Annotated in this window: 14 protein-coding genes; 6 read left to right on the top strand and 8 right to left on the bottom strand. The window is 66.9% G+C overall.

The features are described 5' to 3' along the window. The first annotated feature begins 39 nt into the window (after window positions 1–39). From WFK98_RS02125 to hpxZ, 6 genes are all read left to right on the top strand, one after another. The gene (locus WFK98_RS02125; protein WP_336799590.1) at window positions 40–1149 is read left to right on the top strand and encodes an ABC transporter permease; all 1110 of its coding nucleotides are present in this window, start codon (window positions 40–42) and stop codon (window positions 1147–1149) included. After that, window positions 1146–2066 (top strand): ABC transporter permease, encoded by a 921-nt coding sequence (locus WFK98_RS02120; protein ID WP_266339180.1) that lies wholly within the window; start codon window positions 1146–1148, stop codon window positions 2064–2066. Before WFK98_RS02125 ends, WFK98_RS02120 begins: the two co-directional genes overlap by 4 nt. 36 nt (window positions 2067–2102) lie before the next feature. Then, window positions 2103–2825, top strand: coding sequence for a biuret amidohydrolase (gene biuH / locus WFK98_RS02115; RefSeq protein WP_336799121.1), 723 nt, complete (start codon window positions 2103–2105; stop codon window positions 2823–2825). Between the two features lie 65 nt (window positions 2826–2890). After that, window positions 2891–4369, top strand: a complete 1479-nt coding sequence (locus WFK98_RS02110) for an ABC transporter ATP-binding protein (RefSeq protein ID WP_336799589.1) — start codon at window positions 2891–2893, stop codon at window positions 4367–4369. Window positions 4370–4371: 2 nt separating this feature from the next. After that, window positions 4372–5055 carry a cysteine hydrolase family protein gene (locus WFK98_RS02105; RefSeq protein WP_336799120.1) on the top strand — a complete coding sequence of 228 codons (684 nt, stop codon included), beginning with the start codon at window positions 4372–4374 and terminating at the stop codon, window positions 5053–5055. Further along, a complete protein-coding gene (hpxZ, locus tag WFK98_RS02100) occupies window positions 5048–5431 on the top strand; it encodes an oxalurate catabolism protein HpxZ (RefSeq protein WP_266339177.1) in 384 nt (127 codons plus the stop codon). The genes WFK98_RS02105 and hpxZ overlap by 8 nt, the downstream gene beginning before the upstream one ends. A gap of 19 nt (window positions 5432–5450) precedes the next feature. On the opposite strand, the gene WFK98_RS02095 is transcribed toward hpxZ, so the two are convergent. From WFK98_RS02095 to WFK98_RS02060, 8 genes are all read right to left on the bottom strand, one after another. Next, window positions 5451–8129, bottom strand: a complete 2679-nt coding sequence (locus WFK98_RS02095) for a LuxR C-terminal-related transcriptional regulator (RefSeq protein ID WP_336799119.1) — start codon at window positions 8127–8129, stop codon at window positions 5451–5453. 94 nt (window positions 8130–8223) lie between these two features. Beyond that, window positions 8224–9315: a DUF917 domain-containing protein gene (locus WFK98_RS02090; protein ID WP_266339175.1), complete on the bottom strand. Its 1092-nt coding sequence runs from the start codon at window positions 9313–9315 to the stop codon at window positions 8224–8226. Window position 9316: 1 nt separating this feature from the next. Then, the gene (locus WFK98_RS02085; RefSeq protein ID WP_336799118.1) at window positions 9317–10405 is read right to left on the bottom strand and encodes a DUF917 domain-containing protein; all 1089 of its coding nucleotides are present in this window, start codon (window positions 10403–10405) and stop codon (window positions 9317–9319) included. Between the two features lie 7 nt (window positions 10406–10412). Next, a complete protein-coding gene (locus tag WFK98_RS02080) occupies window positions 10413–11954 on the bottom strand; it encodes a hydantoinase/oxoprolinase family protein (protein ID WP_336799117.1) in 1542 nt (513 codons plus the stop codon). A 42-nt stretch (window positions 11955–11996) separates the two neighbouring features. Beyond that, on the bottom strand, window positions 11997–13064 hold the full coding sequence (locus WFK98_RS02075; RefSeq protein WP_266339172.1) for an ABC transporter ATP-binding protein: 1068 nt from the start codon (window positions 13062–13064) through the stop codon (window positions 11997–11999). 50 nt (window positions 13065–13114) lie between these two features. Further along, window positions 13115–14239 carry an ABC transporter substrate-binding protein gene (locus WFK98_RS02070; RefSeq protein ID WP_266339171.1) on the bottom strand — a complete coding sequence of 375 codons (1125 nt, stop codon included), beginning with the start codon at window positions 14237–14239 and terminating at the stop codon, window positions 13115–13117. A gap of 80 nt (window positions 14240–14319) precedes the next feature. Then, entirely contained in the window at window positions 14320–15126 is an 807-nt protein-coding gene (locus tag WFK98_RS02065; RefSeq protein WP_336799116.1) for an ABC transporter permease, read from the bottom strand. Next, window positions 15123–16040 carry an ABC transporter permease gene (locus tag WFK98_RS02060; RefSeq protein ID WP_336799115.1) on the bottom strand — a complete coding sequence of 306 codons (918 nt, stop codon included), beginning with the start codon at window positions 16038–16040 and terminating at the stop codon, window positions 15123–15125. The genes WFK98_RS02065 and WFK98_RS02060 overlap by 4 nt, the downstream gene beginning before the upstream one ends. Window positions 16041–16067 lie beyond the last annotated feature (27 nt).

Here is a 16067-nt window from a genome sequence, read left to right as displayed (position 1 = left end):
CGCAAGAGCCTCGGGAACTCCCGACCAAGGAGGCGCATGATGACGGCGGTGCTCGCCACTTCCGCGGCCGAACGCGGCGGCCTCAGCCCGCGCGCGGTCCGCATGATCGAAGCCGTGCTCATTCCGGTCGGCGCCCTCCTGGCATCGGCGGTGCTCTTCTCGATCTTCCTGCTCGTTCTCGGCAAGTCGCCCGTCACCTTCTTCAACCTGATCTGGACCGGCGGCTTCGGCTCCGCCTTCTCGATCCAGAACACGCTGCAGCGGGCCGCGCCGCTGATCCTGACCGGCCTCGCCTTCGCGGTTCCGGCGCGCATCGGCCTCACCCTGATCGGCGCAGAAGGCGCGCTCGTGCTCGGCGGCTTCTCCGCCGCGGCTGTCGCCATCCCGCTCGTCCGCGGCGGCTGGACGCCCTGGATCGGCCTGCCGATCATGGCGGTGGCGGCGATGCTGGTCGGCGCGATCTGGATCGGCCTCGCCGGCTGGCTGCGCCATTATCGCGGCGTCAACGAGACGATCTCGTCGCTGCTGCTCTCCTACATCGCCATCGCGATCATGAACTTCTTCGTCGAGGGCGCGCTGCGCGATCCGTCCTCCGCCAACAAGCCCTCGACCATGCCGATCGGCGACGCCTATCGCATCGGCCCGATGCCGGGAACCTCGGTGCATTGGGGCCTTGCCGCCGGCGTCGTCCTCGCCGTCGCGCTCTGGCTGCTGATGTCGCGCACCACCTTCGGCTTCGCCGCGCGCATGACCGGCGGCAATGTCCGCGCCGCGCAGGCGCAGGGCCTGCCGGTCGGCCTGCTGATGGTCGCCTGCTGCGCCATCGCCGGCGCCTGCGCCGGGCTCGCCGGCTTCTTCGAAGTCGCCGCCATCCACGGCCAGGCCAATGCCTCGCTGGTGGCGGGCTACGGCTTCACCGGCATCCTCGTCGCCTTCCTCGCCCGGCAGAACCCGCTCGCCGTCGTGCCGGTCGCCATCCTGTTCGGCGCGCTGGCCGCCGCCGGCGGCCTGGTCCAGCGCCGCATGGCGATGCCGGACGCGACCGTGCTGGTGCTGCAGGGAATGATCTTCGTCGTGCTGCTGGTCAGCGAGACCTTCTACGGCCGCATCCCCTTCCTGCAGCCGAAGCGTTCGGGAGAGAGAGCATGAGCCAGGCCGATCTCTTCATCGTGCTGATCGCCATGATCGGCGGCGCCATCCGCGTCTCGACGCCCTTCATGTTCGTGGCGCTCGGCGAATGCCTGACCGAGAAGTCCGGCCGCATCAATCTCGGGCTCGAGGGCAATCTCGTCCTCGGCGCCATGGTCGCCTATGCCGGCTCCTACACCACCGGCAGCCCGTGGCTCGGCGTGCTCCTGGCCGGCTGCTCCGGCCTCGTGCTCGGCGCTATGCATGGCTACATCTGCAAGCTGCCCAAGGTGAACGACATCGCCATCGGCATCGCCTTCATGAGCTTCGGCACCGGCCTCGCCTTCTTCTTCGGAAAGCCGTTCATCCAGCCGACCGCGCCGCGCCTGGAGGCTATACCGCTCGGCGGCTGGTCGTCCGATCCGCTGGTGGCGCAGGCGCTGCAGGTTAATCCGCTGTTCTTCGTCGGCATCGCGCTGGCGCTGTTCCTGCGCTGGGCGCTCGCCAATACGCGCTGGGGCCTGATCCTGCGCATGACCGGCGACAGCGCCGCCTCGGCGCGCGCCATGGGCGTCTCGGTCGATCTGGTGCGCCTGCTCGCGACGGCGGCCGGCGGCTTCCTCGCCGGCGTCGGCGGCGCCTTCCTGTCGCTGTTCTATCCCGGCAGCTGGAACGAGGGCCTCTCTTCCGGCCAGGGCCTGATGGCGGTGGCGCTGGTGATCTTCGCCCGCTGGGATCCGATCCGCTGCGTTCTGGCGGCGCTGCTGTTCGGGGCGGCCGGCGCGCTCGGCCCCTCGCTGCAATCGATCGGCATCAGCCAGGGCTACTACTTCTTCAACGCCGCGCCCTACATCCTGACCCTCTTCATCATGATCGCCTCGGCGCGATCCAAGAGCGCAGCGCGCGAAGCGCCCGGCGAACTCTCCATCGTCAAGTGATCGTCTCCCATAGCCCGGTCGTCCCCAGAGGTTGCCATGACACTCGTCGATGAACGCATAGACGCCGCCCTGAAGCCCAATGCCGTCACGGTCGCCTCCGACCCGTATCCCTGGCCGTTCGACGGCGATCTCGGGCCGCACAACACCTGTCTGGTCGTCATCGACATGCAGACCGATTTCTGCGCGCCGGGCGGCTACGTCGACTCGATGGGCTACGACATCTCGCTGACCCGGGCGCCGATCGGGCCGATCCAGTCGGTGCTGGCCGCCATGCGCGCCAAGGGCTATCCGGTCATCCACACCCGCGAGGGCCACAAACCGGACCTCTCCGACCTCCCGGCCAACAAGCGGTGGCGCTCGCAGCGGATCGGCGCCGGCATCGGCGACCAGGGGCCGTGCGGCCGCATCCTGGTGCGCGGCGAGCCGGGCTGGGAGATCATCTCCGAGCTCAGGCCGGAGCCCGGCGAGGCGATCATCGACAAGCCCGGCAAGGGCACGTTCATCGCCACGGATTTCGACCTGGTGCTCAGGATGAAGAACATCCGCAACATCATCTTCACCGGCGTCACCACCGATGTCTGCGTCCACACCACCATGCGCGACGCCAACGACCGCGGTTATGAATGCCTGCTGCTGTCGGATTGCTGCGCCGCGACCAAGGTCGAGAATCATCTCGCCGCCATCGACATGATCAAGATGCAGGGCGGCGTCTTCGGCGCGGTGGCGACATCGGCCGAGCTGCTGGAGGCGCTGCCGTGAACATCGCCGCCCAGCCCGCCAACGCCGTCCTGCCGCTGCGCGCGCCGGCGCTGCAGACGATCGGCATGACCAAGACCTTCGGCGCCTTCACCGCGCTCGACGACGTGTCGATCGACGTCAAGCCGGGCTCGTTCCATGCCCTGCTCGGCGAGAACGGCGCCGGCAAGTCGACGCTCGTCAAATGCATCATGGGCTTCTACACGCCCGAGCGCGGGTCGGTGCTGCTCGACGACAAGGAGGTGGAGATCCGCAGCCCGCGCGACGCGCGCGACCTCGGCATCGGCATGGTCTACCAGCATTTCACGCTGGTGCCGTGCCTGACGGTCGCGGAAAACCTCGTCATCTCGCGCGCCGATACGCCGGCCGTCATCGACTGGCGGGCAGAGAAGCCGCGGCTCGAAGCCTTCATGGACCGCATGCCGTTCCGCGTGCCGCTCAACGAACAGGTCTCGTCGCTCTCGGCCGGCGAAAAGCAGAAGCTCGAGATCCTCAAGCTGCTCTATCTGGAACAGCGCTTCGTCATCCTCGACGAACCGACCTCGGTGCTGACGCCGGGCGAGGCGGACGAAGTGCTCGGCCTGCTCGGCGAGATGGCGCGGCGCGGCGAAGTCACCGTGCTGATGATCAGCCACAAGTTCCGCGAGGTGAAGGCGTTCTGCGACAGCTTCACCGTGCTCCGGCGCGGCAAGCTCACCGGCTCGGGCGACGCCCAGACGGCGACCGTCGCCGAGATGAGCCGAATGATGATCGGCGACACCGAGATCCGCGAGCGCGCCGAGCGGCTGAAGCACAATGACAAGGCCGCCGTGCTCGAACTGGCCGGCCTCGTCGCCGAGGACGGCGAAGGCCGTCCGGTGCTCGATGCGATCAATTTGAAGGTCAAGGCCGGCGAGATCGTCGGCATCGCCGGCGTCTCCGGCAACGGCCAGAGCGCGCTGGTCGAGGCGCTGGCCGGGCAGCGGCAGCTGAAGGACGGCGCCATCTTCATCCATGGCAAGCCGTTCGAGCCCAAGCGCGGCGACTTCGACCGCTTCAAGGTGTTCGGCCTGCCGGAAGAGCCGCTGAAGAACGCCACGGTGCCGCGCATGAGCGTGGCCGAGAACATGGCGTTCCGCGCCTTCGACAAGGCGCCGATGGCAAGCCTCGGCTGGTGGCTGTCGCCCGGGCCGATGCGGCGCCGCGCCGGCGAACTGATCGAGCGCTACCGGGTCAAGACGACCTCGGCCGACGCGCCGATCGAGACGCTCTCCGGCGGCAACGTCCAGCGCGCCGTGCTGGCGCGCGAGCTCTCCGGCGATGTCGACGTGCTGATCGTCGCCAACCCGTGCTTCGGCCTCGACTTCGCCTCGGTCTCCGAGATCCGCAGCCAGATCATGGAGCAGCGCAACCGTGGCGCGGCGGTGCTGCTGGTCAGCGAGGACCTCGACGAGATCCTCGAACTCTCCGACCGGGTGGCGGTGATGTCGGGCGGCGCGATCGGCTATGTCGCGGCGATCGAGGACACCGACCGCAACACCATCGGCCAGCACATGGCGGGGCATTGAGCATGGCGCTTTCCGTCCCCGCCCGCCCCTATGATTTCTCGATCGAGCCGGACAAGGCGGCGCTCGTCGTCATCGACATGCAGCGCGACTTCATCGAGCCGGGCGGCTTCGGCGCCGTGCTCGGCAACGACGTGTCGCGGCTGACGGCGATCGTGCCGACCGTCGCCCGCCTGATCGGCTTCTTCCGGACGCACGGCATGCTCGTCGTGCACACCCGCGAGGCGCACAAGCCCGACCTTTCCGATTGCCCGCCGGCCAAGCGCATGCGCGGCAAGCCGGGCCTTCGGATCGGCGACGAGGGCGCGATGGGGCGGATTCTGATCGCCGGCGAGCCCGGCAACCAGATCCTGCCCGACCTGGCGCCCGTCGCCGGCGAGATCGTCATCGACAAGCCGGGCAAGGGCATGTTCTGGGCGACCGGCCTGCACCAGACCCTGCTGGAACGCGGCATCACGCAGCTCGTCTTCGCCGGCGTCACCACCGAAGTCTGCGTCCAGACCTCGATGCGCGAGGCGAACGATCGCGGCTATGAATGCTTGCTGATCGAGGATGCGACCGAGAGCTATTTCCCGGAATTCAAGGCGACCGCGATCGAGATGATCGTCGCGCAGGGCGGCATCGTCGGCTGGGCGACGCCACTCGCAGCACTGGAGACTGCCTTTGCAGGAGCCATGGCCGATGGCTGAGACCCTTGTTGTCGACGATCCCAACCTCGTGGCCGAGGTGACGGCGATCTTCCAGGCCTATGAGAAGGCGCTGCTGGAGAACGACGGGGCGACGCTCGACGCGATGTTCCTGCATTCGGAACGCACCATCCGCTACGGCGTCGCCGAGGTGCAACACGGCATCGACGAGGTTCGGCAGTTCCGCGCCGTGCAGAAACCTTTCGAGCGCACACTGTCGAATACCGTCATCACCACCTATGGCAACGACGTCGCCATCGCCTCAACGCTTTTCCACCGTCCCGATTTCCCCGGCCAGGTCGGCCGCCAGATGCAGACCTGGATCCGGACCGAGGACGGCTGGAAGGTCGCGGCGGCGCATGTCAGCATGATGGGCTGACGGCACCGGCCCCCCTTCCTCAATCCACCCCGAGCAGGCTGACCTTGCGGGCGACCGAGACGGCGAGGCTGCGGCGCCCGACGCCGAGCTTGGCGTAAAGGTTCTTCAGGTGGAACTTCACCGTGGCCTCGGTCAGGCCGAGGTCGCGGGCTATCTCCTTGTTGGTGGCGTCCCGGGCCAGGAATTCCAGCATCTCGGATTCGCGCGCCGTCAGAAGGTCGGTGCCGACGCGCGGCTGGTTCGGATTGACCTGATGCAGCGCCCCGGCGATGCGGCTGACGAACTCGGCCGTCTTCGGGCTGAAGGTCGAGAGGCCGAAGCGGCGCACGATACCCCGCACGGCCTGCGAAAGCGGCTGGCCCTCGTCGAGGAAGATCTGCAGGCTGTCCTGCGGTTGCGCCATGGCGATCGAGCGCTGCAAGGCAGCCAGCGCATCCTCCATCCGGCCCGCCGCCCAGTAGGCCTCGATGGAGACGACGGACGCGGCCAACTGGTGGCTTCCGTGATCGCGCCCCGCCGCCCGCTCGACCAGCATTTCCAGCCGGCCGATGGCCGCGTCGGGTTGGCCAGTGCGGGCCAGCAGCCGCGCCTGCACGATCGAGGCGTCGCCCCATTCGCGCCAGGTCGGCCAGAGCACGGTCTCGTCCAAAGCCGGCATGTCGGAAATGACCTGCGCTGCCGCTTCGAGCAGTCCGGCGCGGGTGAGCAGTTCGACGCGAAGAATGCGCACGGCAAGGCGCAGCCGCGACAGATCGCGCTCGATTGCCACTTCCTCGGCGCGGTCTATGACGCCGAGCGCCGCCTCGATGCCCATCAGCCCCATCTGCGCCCGGGCGAGGATGCCATAGCCGCGCACGAACAGGTCGACCCAGCCCTCGCCGCGGGCGACGAAGGGCATGCCCTCGCGCAGCATCCTCTCGGCCTCACGCACCTCCGACTGCTGGTAGAGCGCCTCCGCCATCGGGATATGGGCGATGGCGAGCAGGTTGCGGTCGCTCCATTGCGTGCGCTGCGCCAGTTCCTCCGCCTCGCGCGCCAGCATCAGCGCCGCCGACGGCCGCCCGGTCAGCAGCGTGACCAGGCTCAGATGGATCAGCATGAAGATCTGCGGATAGGCTGCCCGCTCCTCCCGATAGCAGGCGAGCGAGCGCAGCGCGTTGGTGCGGGCGCGGTCGAGATCGCCCCGGCGCGTATAGGCGATGCAGAGGTGATTGTAGAGCCAGCCGCGATCCCAGGTATCCTTCGGCCCGAGCCGGCCGAGCAGGCGTTCCAGCGCCTCGATCTGCTCGTCCTCGAAGTGGCAATCCTCGTAGATGTCGATCATCCCCTCGATATGGCCGAACTCCAGTTCGCCATCGGGAGGAACCAGGCCCAGCTCGTCGATCTCGCCGGAATCGCGCAGATCGTCGACGATCTCGCGGGCCGAGCGGATACGGCCGCGCTTGCCGAGCACGAGGGCGTAGATCAGCTTCAGGCTCGGCGAGCGGTAGATGTCGCCGGCCGGGATGTTCTCGATCAGCCGCTCCAGCACGGAATGGCCGGCGCGCAGGAAGATGTTGACGCCGCCAGCCCGGCGGATCGTCTCGGCGGCAAGCGCGAAATCGCCGGCGAGCGACGCGTGCGTCACGGCCTTTTCGAGATGATCGCGGGCGGCGAACCAGCTCGCGGCCTTCGAATGCAGGGCCAGCACGCGCTCGGAAGGATGCAGTTGCAGCTGTGACGAGAAGGCCGCGCGCAGCACCGGATGCAGGCGGAACCATCCGGGACGCTGGTCGACCGGCACGATGATCGGCGCGAAATCCTCGAGATCGCGCACCGAACGCTGCTCGACGGCGACGCCGGCCAGATGCGAGGCGAGATCGAGCGGAAAATCGGCGAGGATCGAGCAGACTGTCAGCGCCTCGCGCATGTCGCGCGGAATGCGCGGAACGATCTCTTCCGACATGAAATCGCGAAACGTGCGGTGCGTGCCGTCCAGCAGCTCGGCGCGGTCGCGCGCATCATCGGTCGTGCCGAGAAGCGGTACGGCGAGTTGCACCAGCGCCGGCCAGCCGCCGGTCAGTTCGGCGAAGGCATCGAGCTCGTTGGCCGCCATGCGCTTGCCGAGCAGGCGGCGCATTTCGGTACGCGTGAAGGCGAGATCGCCGGAAAGCAGCTCGGTCAGGAAGCCGCGCAGGCGAAAGCGCGAGAGCGGAATATCGGGACGGCTGTTCGAGGCGATGACGAGGCGGACATTGTCGGGCAGATGGCGGAACAGCACCGAGCAGCACGCAAAGAAGGCCTCGCCGGCGGCGGACTGGAACTCGTCGAGGAAGAGGACGAAGCGCTCGCCGCTTTCGGCAAGGCGCGCCAGAAGGCGCTGCGCCGAAGCCTCGATGTCGCGATCGATGGCGGGACGCGGCTGGAGCCCGAAGGCGGCGGCGATTCCGTCGAGAAACATGGCCGGGTTGGCATCGACCGCCGACACCGTCAGCCAACCGAAGCGGTCGCCCGGCTCGGGCAGGATCTCGTAGGCGGCGGCGAGCAGTTCCGTCTTGCCGAAGCCGGACGGCGCCTGCAGCACGACGACCTGCCCGGCAATGCCGTTGCGGATGCAGTCGATCAGGAACGGGCGTTCGATCGCGTCGGCGAAACGGCGCGGCACAGTGGTGCGGCGCCGCGCCTCGGCGGGATGGTTGACGACAGATGCAACCGTCATTGGATCCGGATCGGCGTATCGATCATGCCTCTGGAACAGAGGCACGCCCTATGTGGATCCGAGTATAACGGCCGATCCCGATTTCACCAGAGGTTCAAGCTTCCAGCCCCAGACCCGTGTATTCGTGCTTGAGGCCAAACGCCTTCGGGCCGAAGACGGCAAGCGCCTCGGGCGTCCGCATGATCGGCGGCACGCGCACGGCGAGGATATTGACGCGCTGGCCGTAGCGCAGCCGCTCGGTCAGGATCGGCTCGGCGGTATCGACGTCGAGCAGACAGATCAGGTCCGGAACGATCGCCAGCACGTCCTCGCCCTGCTCCACCACCAGATTCTCGTTCTGGATGCGGATCTGCATCGGCGTGCCGCCGCCGAAGGGCTCGATCGTCGCGATGCCGACCGACCAGCCATTCTCCATCCGCCGCGACACGTCGGTGATCTTGCCGGAGCCGACGATGCGCGCCTCCTCGTAATGCGTGGTGGCGAAGAAATCGATCAGCGCCTGGATCATGTCCTGATGGTTCTCGCGCGCCTCGCGCAGCGTGCGGCCGATGCCGATCGCGAGCGACACGGTGCCGGGAACCGAGACACGCCGGGCGGTGGCGCCGTCCATGCCGTAATTGGCGATATAGGCCTGGCCGCCCATGCGGATGGTGATGCCGCGGGCGATCCACTCGGCCTTGGCGGCCGAGCTCGTCTGGATGATGCCGGTATTGCCCTGTTCGTCGGCGATCGCGACCGGCGAGGCCGGCACGCCATAGACGTTGAAGGTTTCCATCTCGAGCTGCGGGAAGGCGCGGCCCATGCCGTCGGCATCGACCAGCGGCAGGCCGCGCTTGGCGGCGATCATGACGGGAATGGTCGAATTGACGCCGCCGGCCTCGAACGGCATCACCGCCTCGACCTTGCTGCCGGTGTGGGCCTCGTAGGTGTCGAAGGCGAGGCCCATCTCGTCGCCGCTGGCGATCTTCTCGATCAGGATGGTCGGCGCGCCCATGGCGCCGCAGGTCAGCACGCGGACCGCGTCCGGCACCTCGTCAAGCGACAGCAGCCGCACAGGCCCGTGCTCCTCGATCGCCGCGCGGGCGAACAGCTTGCCGATATAGGGGTCGCCACCGCCACCCGTGCCGAGCACGGCGGCACCGAGCGCCAGGTCTTCCAGGTCGTCGAGCGTGATGTGGGTGATCATCTCAGGCCATTGTCTCGATGGGGGTGAAGGGGTGATCGAGGCCGAAGCAGCGGGGACCGAAGACGTCGAGCGCTTCCGGCGTGCGCATGATCGCGGGCACGGCGACGGCGACCACGGTGACGCGCTGGCCGTAGCGCAGCTGCTCGGTCGTGATCGGCTCGGCGCTTTCGCTATCCATGATGCAGATCAGGTCCGGCACGATCGCCCTGACCTCGCCATTGACGCGGGCGATCAGGTTCTCGTTCTGGATCTCGATCTCCATCGTGCCGACCCAGGGGCCGAGGCCGTCGATGCGGGCCCGACCCATCGAGAAGCCGTTGCGGGTCTCTCGCTGCACGTCGACCAGCTTGCCGGTGAAGATGATGCGCGCATGGTTGTAGAGCGTCTGCGGCATCAGGTTCAGCAGAGCGTCGAACGGGCTCTGGTGGCTGGCCTTGGCCTCGCGCAGGCAGCGACCGATGCGCATGGCGAGCGTCATCGTGTTGGGCACGGCCGTGCGCTTCACGTCGGCGCCCGACATCGAATATTCCGCAATATAGGCGCAGCCGCCCATGCGGATCGCCACCATGCGCGACAGCCACTCCATGCTCTTGTTGTCGGTCGCCATCAGCAGGGTGGAGTCGTTGTCCTCGTCCGTCACATACATCGGGCTGCCCGAGACGCCGTAGACGCCGAAGGTTTCCATCTGCAGTTCCGGGAAGGCGCGGCCCATGCCGTCGGCATCGACGATCGGGATGCCGAGGCGCGCGCCGACGACAAGCGGGATGGTCGAGTTGATGCCCCCGATCTCGATCGGCATCGTGGCGAACGCCTTGCGGCCGAGATGCTTCTCGAGCTGCCGGAAGGAGGTGATCGCCTCCTCGCCGCTCGGCAGCTTCTCGATCAGCACGGTGGGCGCGCCCATCATGGCGGTCGGGATGACCAGCGCCTCGTCCGGGACGTCGGTCGGGTCGATCAGGTCGACCGTCAGCCCCTCGTCCAGGCAGCGCTGCACCATGAGGCGGCCGACATAGGGATTGCCACCGCCGCCGGTGCCGAGGAAGGCGGCGCCGACCGCGAGGTCGTGGAGGTCTTCGGAGGTGAGCTTCATGGCGGGCTCAATCCATCACCAGGTCGCCGACCGCCTTGACGCGGATGCGCGTGGCGCTTCCCGGCAGGTAGGCGAGCGGGACTTCCTCGATGTCGACGATCTTGACCGAGTCCGGATCGGCGCCGGCCTTGGTCGAGCGCTCCGTCGCCTCGGCCTTAGCGCCGGCGAGCACGATGTCGCGCGAGGTGCCTTCGAGCGAGAAGATGCGGTCGATCTCGCCGCCGACCTGGGCGATCGCCGCGCCGATGGCGTTGGCGACGGAGGCGTTCTCCGGCCGGATCACCTTCGAAGCCGAGGGCAGGTCGCGCGAGACGAGAATGGAGCCGCCGCCGACGAGGATGACCGGCAGCGGATCGGCGCTGGTCTTCATGCGGTCGACCGCCTCATCGACCATGCGGTGCATGGTGTCGAGCGCGTTGTTGATGGTCTTGGCCGGGATGTGGGCGACGCGCGAACGGTCGCCGATATCCTCGAGACCGGCCGCGACCACGATGTCGGTCGTGGTCAGCGTGTCGCCGCCGAAGACGAGCGCCTTCGAGGTGATCTCGTAACCGACCGAATCCGGGCCGATGCGCGTGCCCTCGTCGCGGATGATCGAGCCGCCGCCGAGGCCGATCGCCAGCACGTCCGGCATGCGGAAATTGGTGCGCACGCCACCGATGTCGACCGCCACCGCGGATTCGCGCGGAAAACCCTGCATCAGCATGCCGACGTCGGAGGTCGTGCCGCCGATATCGACGACCATGGCTTCCTTCTCGCCGGCGAGCAGCGCGGCGCCGCGCATCGAATTGGTCGGGCCGGATGCGAAGGTGAGGACGGGATAGCGCGCGACATAATCGGGCGTCATCAGCGTGCCGTCGTTCTGGCTGATGAAGAACGGCGCCTCGATCGACAGGTCCTTCAGCGCCTGGCGGAACGAGTTCACCACCCGCGTCGACAGGTCGGCGAGGCAGGCGTTCATGATCGTCGCGTTCTCGCGCTCCAGGAAGCCGACGCGACCGATCTCATGTGACAGCGAGATCGAGAGATCGGGCACCTCGTTGCGCAGGATCTCGGCGGCGCGCTGCTCCATGATCGGCGTGACCGGCGAGAACACCGAGGTGACCGACGCGGTCTTCAGGCCGCGCGACTTGATCTCGCCGGCAATACGCAGGATTTCCTTCTCGTCGAGCGGCGAGATCTCGCGGCCGTCGAACTCGTGTCCGCCGCGCACCATGAAGGTGTGGCGGCCGAGCGTGCTGGCGAGGTCGTTCGGCCAGTCCGTCATCGGCGGCAGGCCCTTGGTCGCCGGCAGGCCGAGGCGGATGGCGGCAACTTCGAGCAGACGCTTGCGCTCGACCACGGCATTGGTGAAATGCGTGGTGCCGATCATCACGGCCTTGATCTCGGAGACGGCGACGCCCGTCAGGCTCAACACGTCGCGCAGTACCTTGGAGATGCCGGAGCTCACATCCGAGGTCGTCGGAGTCTTGCAGGCGCCCCGGACGGTCAGGCCGTCCATCAGGGCGGCATCCGTGTTGGTGCCGCCGACGTCAATGCCGATACGCATTATCGAACCTCGATCTGGTGGAATTCTGGGTGCTGGAGGGGATCAGGCGACGAGCGCCTCTGACCATTCGGGATCCCAGCCGATCGTCACGACCGTGCCGGGGGAGAAGCGCTCGACATGCGCCTGGTTCTGACGTTCGGCGACGATCTCCTGCTCGCCGACCTTGAGCCGGTAGCGGACGATCGGGCCCTGGTAGGTTTCGCTCAGCACGGTGGCGCTCAGGCGGGCATCGCCGTCGCCGATCGCTCCGCCGATGAGGACGTTTTCCGGCCGCACCACCAGCTTGGCGGCGCCGCCCGGCGTGACGGCGGAGGAAGCGCGGGTCTTCAGTTCATGGCCGCCGAGATCGACGGTGACGCCGGTCGCATCCTGGCCGCGGATGGTGACGTCGAGCATGTTGGAATGGCCGATGAAGCTGGTGACGAACAGCGTCTTTGGCCGCTCGTAAATCTCCTGCGGCGTACCGACCTGAACGATCTTCGACTTTGACATCACGCCGATGCGGTCGGACATGGTCAGCGCCTCGTCCTGGTCGTGCGTGACATAGACCGTGGTAATGCCGAGATTCTTCTGCAGGTCCTTGATCCAGAACTTCATCTCCTCGCGCAGGCCCTTGTCGAGGGCCGAGAGCGGCTCGTCGAGCAACAGGATGCGCGGCTCGGTCACCAGCACGCGGGCGAGCGCCACGCGCTGCTGCTCGCCGCCGGAGAGCTGGCGCTGGTAGCGTTCGCCATAGCCGGCGAGGCCGACCTGCTTCAGCGCCTCGGTGACGCGCCAGGTGATCTCGTTCTTGTTGCGCTTCCGAAGCTTCAGGCCGAAGGCGATGTTCTCCGCGACGTTCATGTGCGGGAAGATCGCGTAGTTCTGGAACACGATGCCGATGTCGCGCTTTTCCGGCGGCAGGCCGGTGACGTCGTCGGAACCGATCAGGATCTGGCCGGAGGACGGCTTGATGAAGCCGGCGATCATGCGCAGCGTCGTCGACTTGCCGCAGCCGGAGGGACCGAGGAGGGAGAAGAACTCCCCCTCCCCGATGTTCAGGTTGATCTCGGAGACGGCGTTGCCTTCGCCATAGGTCTTGGTGAGGTTCACAAGGCGGATATCGGACATGGGTATCGAGGCTTCCGTTCCCGGGATCGTTCGTGGCGGATGCTGAGGGGTCAGCCGGCGAAGATGCCGTTGACCGTCTCGACGATGTCCTCTTCGTTCTCGTTGTAGCTCTTCCAGTCCGGCGTCCAGTAACCGGCGATCGCATCTGCCGTGTTGGTGACGCCCTTCGAGGCGAGGTTCTCGGTGATGACCACGTCCTTGTTGACCGGGCGCTGGTAGAAGGTGCTGCCCATGACCGACTGCAGCTTGGTCTCCAGCGTGCGGTTCAGAAGCGCGTAGGCGAGCTTCTTTTCCGTCGGCTCGATGTAGCGGCTGACGGTCTTGGTCTGGGTCAGGATCGGCTTGACCTCTTCCCACAGCATCGGCGCGACCTTCACGCCCTTGTCCATCTGCTGGTAGACCTCGGCGTCGTGTTGGACGGCGAGCTCGACTTCGCCGCGCTCGAGCAGGGTCTGCATGTTGCCGGTGAAGTCGGAGATCTTCATCGGCATGGCCTTGCGCATGGCCTCGTAGCCGGCCTCGAGGTCATACTGGTCCTTGCCGAACAGCTTGCAGGCGGCGATGAAGAAATCCATCTGCAGGCCGTTCGAGGTGATGTAGGTGCCGCGTTTGCCGGCGAACTTCTCTTCCCAGAAGGTCTTGAAATCGGCCGGCTTCGGATCGACCAGATCGGTGCGGTAGGCGTAGCAGTAGCGCGAATAGCTCCACGTCACGCCGACGCCGTTCTCGGTCGCGAACGGCCAGATAAGCTTGGCGTTCGGCAGGTTGGCGACGACCTCGTCGAGCGGCGTGAAGAAATCGCCGGCCGCGGCCGTCTTGAACATCTCGCCATAGTTCCAGTTCACCAGCGCGAAGGGCGGCTTCTGCGGGCCGCCGGCGACGAATTTCGGGAACCAGGGGAACGAACTCTCGTAGGCGATCTTGCAGTTGAAGTCCTTCTCGAACTGGTCGAGCAGTTCCTTGCGGACGATCTCCTCCCAGAAGCCGCCCCATTCGGCGATCCGCAGCGTCGCGCCGCCGGCGTCGAAGACGGAGCCGTCATAGGTCACGTCCTGCGACCAGGCGTGGTTGATGTTGAAGAGATTGACGCCCGTGCCGAGGGCGAGCGCGCCGGCGGCCGAGCCCTTCAGGAAGCCGCGCCGGGTCGAGATGATTCCCTTGGAAGTAGACTTCATTGCATTCCCCTTTGTTGTTTTCGCGAACCCCGGCCTCATTGGGCGGGGCGTAGACATCTGCGTGGAAGCATGGCCGTGCCTCAGGCCTTGAAGACCCTCCGCAAGCTGACGAGACGGGATGTGACGATGGTGGAGATGACGACGAGGGCGATGGCGAAGATGCCGGCCGCGGCCGCCGTGGGCTCGAACTTGTAGCGAAGCGAAATATACATCGCCATCGGCAGCGGCTCGTGGTTCGGCACCGACAGGAACAGCGTGGTCTCGAACTGGCCGAAGGAGACGATGAAGGCGAAGATGCAGCCGGCCGAGATGCCCGGCGCGATGATCCGGAGCGTGATCTTGCGGAAGGCGGTCCAGGGCGAGGCGCCAAGGCTGCGCGCCGCCTCCTCCAGCGAGACGTCGAAGCCGACCAGCGACGCTGTCACCGTGGCGATGACGAACGGGCATGTCACCAGCACGTGGCAGATCAGGAGACCCGGGAAGGTGCGGGCGAGACCGATGTCAGTGGTCGAGAAGAACACGTAGAGCGCCAGTCCCAGCACCACGCCGGGCAGCACGATCGGCAGCATGAAGAAGCCCCGCAGCGCGCCGGAGGCCTTGCTCGACGAGCGGGCGAGGTAGAGCGCCGCCAGCGTGCCGACGACGGTGGAGATCAGCGTGGAGCAAAGCGCCAGCGCGAAGCTGTAGAAATAGGCCGTCAGGAACACCGGCGAGGTCAGGAACGCCTTCACCCAGCGAAGCGACAGGCCCTGCGGCGGGAAGGTCAGGTAGTCGCCGGCATTGAGGCCGGCCAGCACGACGATGACCAGCGGCAGCAGCAGGACGAGCAGCGCGAAGCCGGCGATGACCTTGAAGACGAGCGGGATTGCGGATTCGTCGCGCATCATGTCCGCCCTCCGGCCGAGCGCACCGCGGCCCTGTGATAGATGAAGACGGCCATCAGGCTGGTGGCGAAGAGGACGACGGCGACGGCGGAGCCGAACTGCCAGCGGCCGGTCTCGGCGATCTGCTGGTAGATGTGGATCGGCAGGACCATCACCTTCCAGCCGCCCATCAGCGCCGGCACGACATAGGACGAGACCGACAGCGCGAAGACGAGCAGCGACCCGGCCAGGATGCCCGGCATGGAGAGCGGCAGCGTCACCCGCCAGAACGCTTCGGCGCGGGTGGCGCCGAGGCTGCGGGCGGCCTCCTCGAGCGAGGGGTGGATCGCCTTGATGATGCCGATCAGCGACAGGATCATGAAGGGCAAGGCGATCTGGACGAGGCCGACGACGACGCCGAAGGTGTTGTACATCAAGGGCAGCGGCTTCTCGATCAGGCCGATCGACATCAGCGCGCCATTGATCAGGCCCTGGTCGCCCATCAGCACCATCAGCCCGTACATGCGGATGACGGTATCGAGCTGCATCGACGAGAGCACGAGGATCATCAGCAGCGTGTTGCGGCCGGGATGCTCGGTCTTGGCGATGACATAGGCGAGCGGATAGCCGATCGCCAAGGCCAGGACGGCGACGACCGCGGCGATCCAGATCGAACGCAGGATCGCCAGATAATAGAGCGGCCGCGTGAAGATACGGACGAAATTGTCGAAGGTCAGATTGCCCGCGAAGTTGACGACGCCGGCAACCGGCTTGTCGAAGGCGAGCGCGAAGAGAGACGCCACCGGCGCGATGAAGAAGAGCAGGAAGAACAGGAAAGCCGGCAGCACCAGCCACCAGAGCTTGAAGCCGCCGAGCGCCCCGGCAATCGATCCGCCCGAGCGGATGCGCGTCGTTGTTCGCCCTTCGGCCAATGCCATCGGTGCCATCTCCTTCGTTTCGCCGCC

This window comes from Kaistia sp. MMO-174 (genome assembly GCF_037147815.1).
Lineage (GTDB): Bacteria > Pseudomonadota > Alphaproteobacteria > Rhizobiales > Kaistiaceae > Kaistia > Kaistia nematophila.
Note: the sequence above shows the minus strand (reverse complement) of the source record. Positions and strands in the feature narration are given on the sequence as shown.

Coding starts and splice junctions, on each gene's coding strand:
- WFK98_RS02065 (WP_336799116.1), bottom strand. CDS start 15,126: ATGATGCGCGACGAATCCGCAATCCCGCTCGTCTTCAAGGTCATCGCC.
- WFK98_RS02090 (WP_266339175.1), bottom strand. CDS start 9,315: ATGATCACCCACATCACGCTCGACGACCTGGAAGACCTGGCGCTCGGT.
- WFK98_RS02120 (WP_266339180.1), top strand. CDS start 1,146: ATGAGCCAGGCCGATCTCTTCATCGTGCTGATCGCCATGATCGGCGGC.
- WFK98_RS02110 (WP_336799589.1), top strand. CDS start 2,891: ATGACCAAGACCTTCGGCGCCTTCACCGCGCTCGACGACGTGTCGATC.
- WFK98_RS02095 (WP_336799119.1), bottom strand. CDS start 8,129: ATGACGGTTGCATCTGTCGTCAACCATCCCGCCGAGGCGCGGCGCCGC.
- WFK98_RS02080 (WP_336799117.1), bottom strand. CDS start 11,954: ATGCGTATCGGCATTGACGTCGGCGGCACCAACACGGATGCCGCCCTG.
- biuH (WP_336799121.1), top strand. CDS start 2,103: ATGACACTCGTCGATGAACGCATAGACGCCGCCCTGAAGCCCAATGCC.
- WFK98_RS02070 (WP_266339171.1), bottom strand. CDS start 14,239: ATGAAGTCTACTTCCAAGGGAATCATCTCGACCCGGCGCGGCTTCCTG.
- WFK98_RS02105 (WP_336799120.1), top strand. CDS start 4,372: ATGGCGCTTTCCGTCCCCGCCCGCCCCTATGATTTCTCGATCGAGCCG.
- WFK98_RS02085 (WP_336799118.1), bottom strand. CDS start 10,405: ATGAAGCTCACCTCCGAAGACCTCCACGACCTCGCGGTCGGCGCCGCC.
- WFK98_RS02060 (WP_336799115.1), bottom strand. CDS start 16,040: ATGGCATTGGCCGAAGGGCGAACAACGACGCGCATCCGCTCGGGCGGA.
- WFK98_RS02075 (WP_266339172.1), bottom strand. CDS start 13,064: ATGTCCGATATCCGCCTTGTGAACCTCACCAAGACCTATGGCGAAGGC.
- WFK98_RS02125 (WP_336799590.1), top strand. CDS start 40: ATGACGGCGGTGCTCGCCACTTCCGCGGCCGAACGCGGCGGCCTCAGC.
- hpxZ (WP_266339177.1), top strand. CDS start 5,048: ATGGCTGAGACCCTTGTTGTCGACGATCCCAACCTCGTGGCCGAGGTG.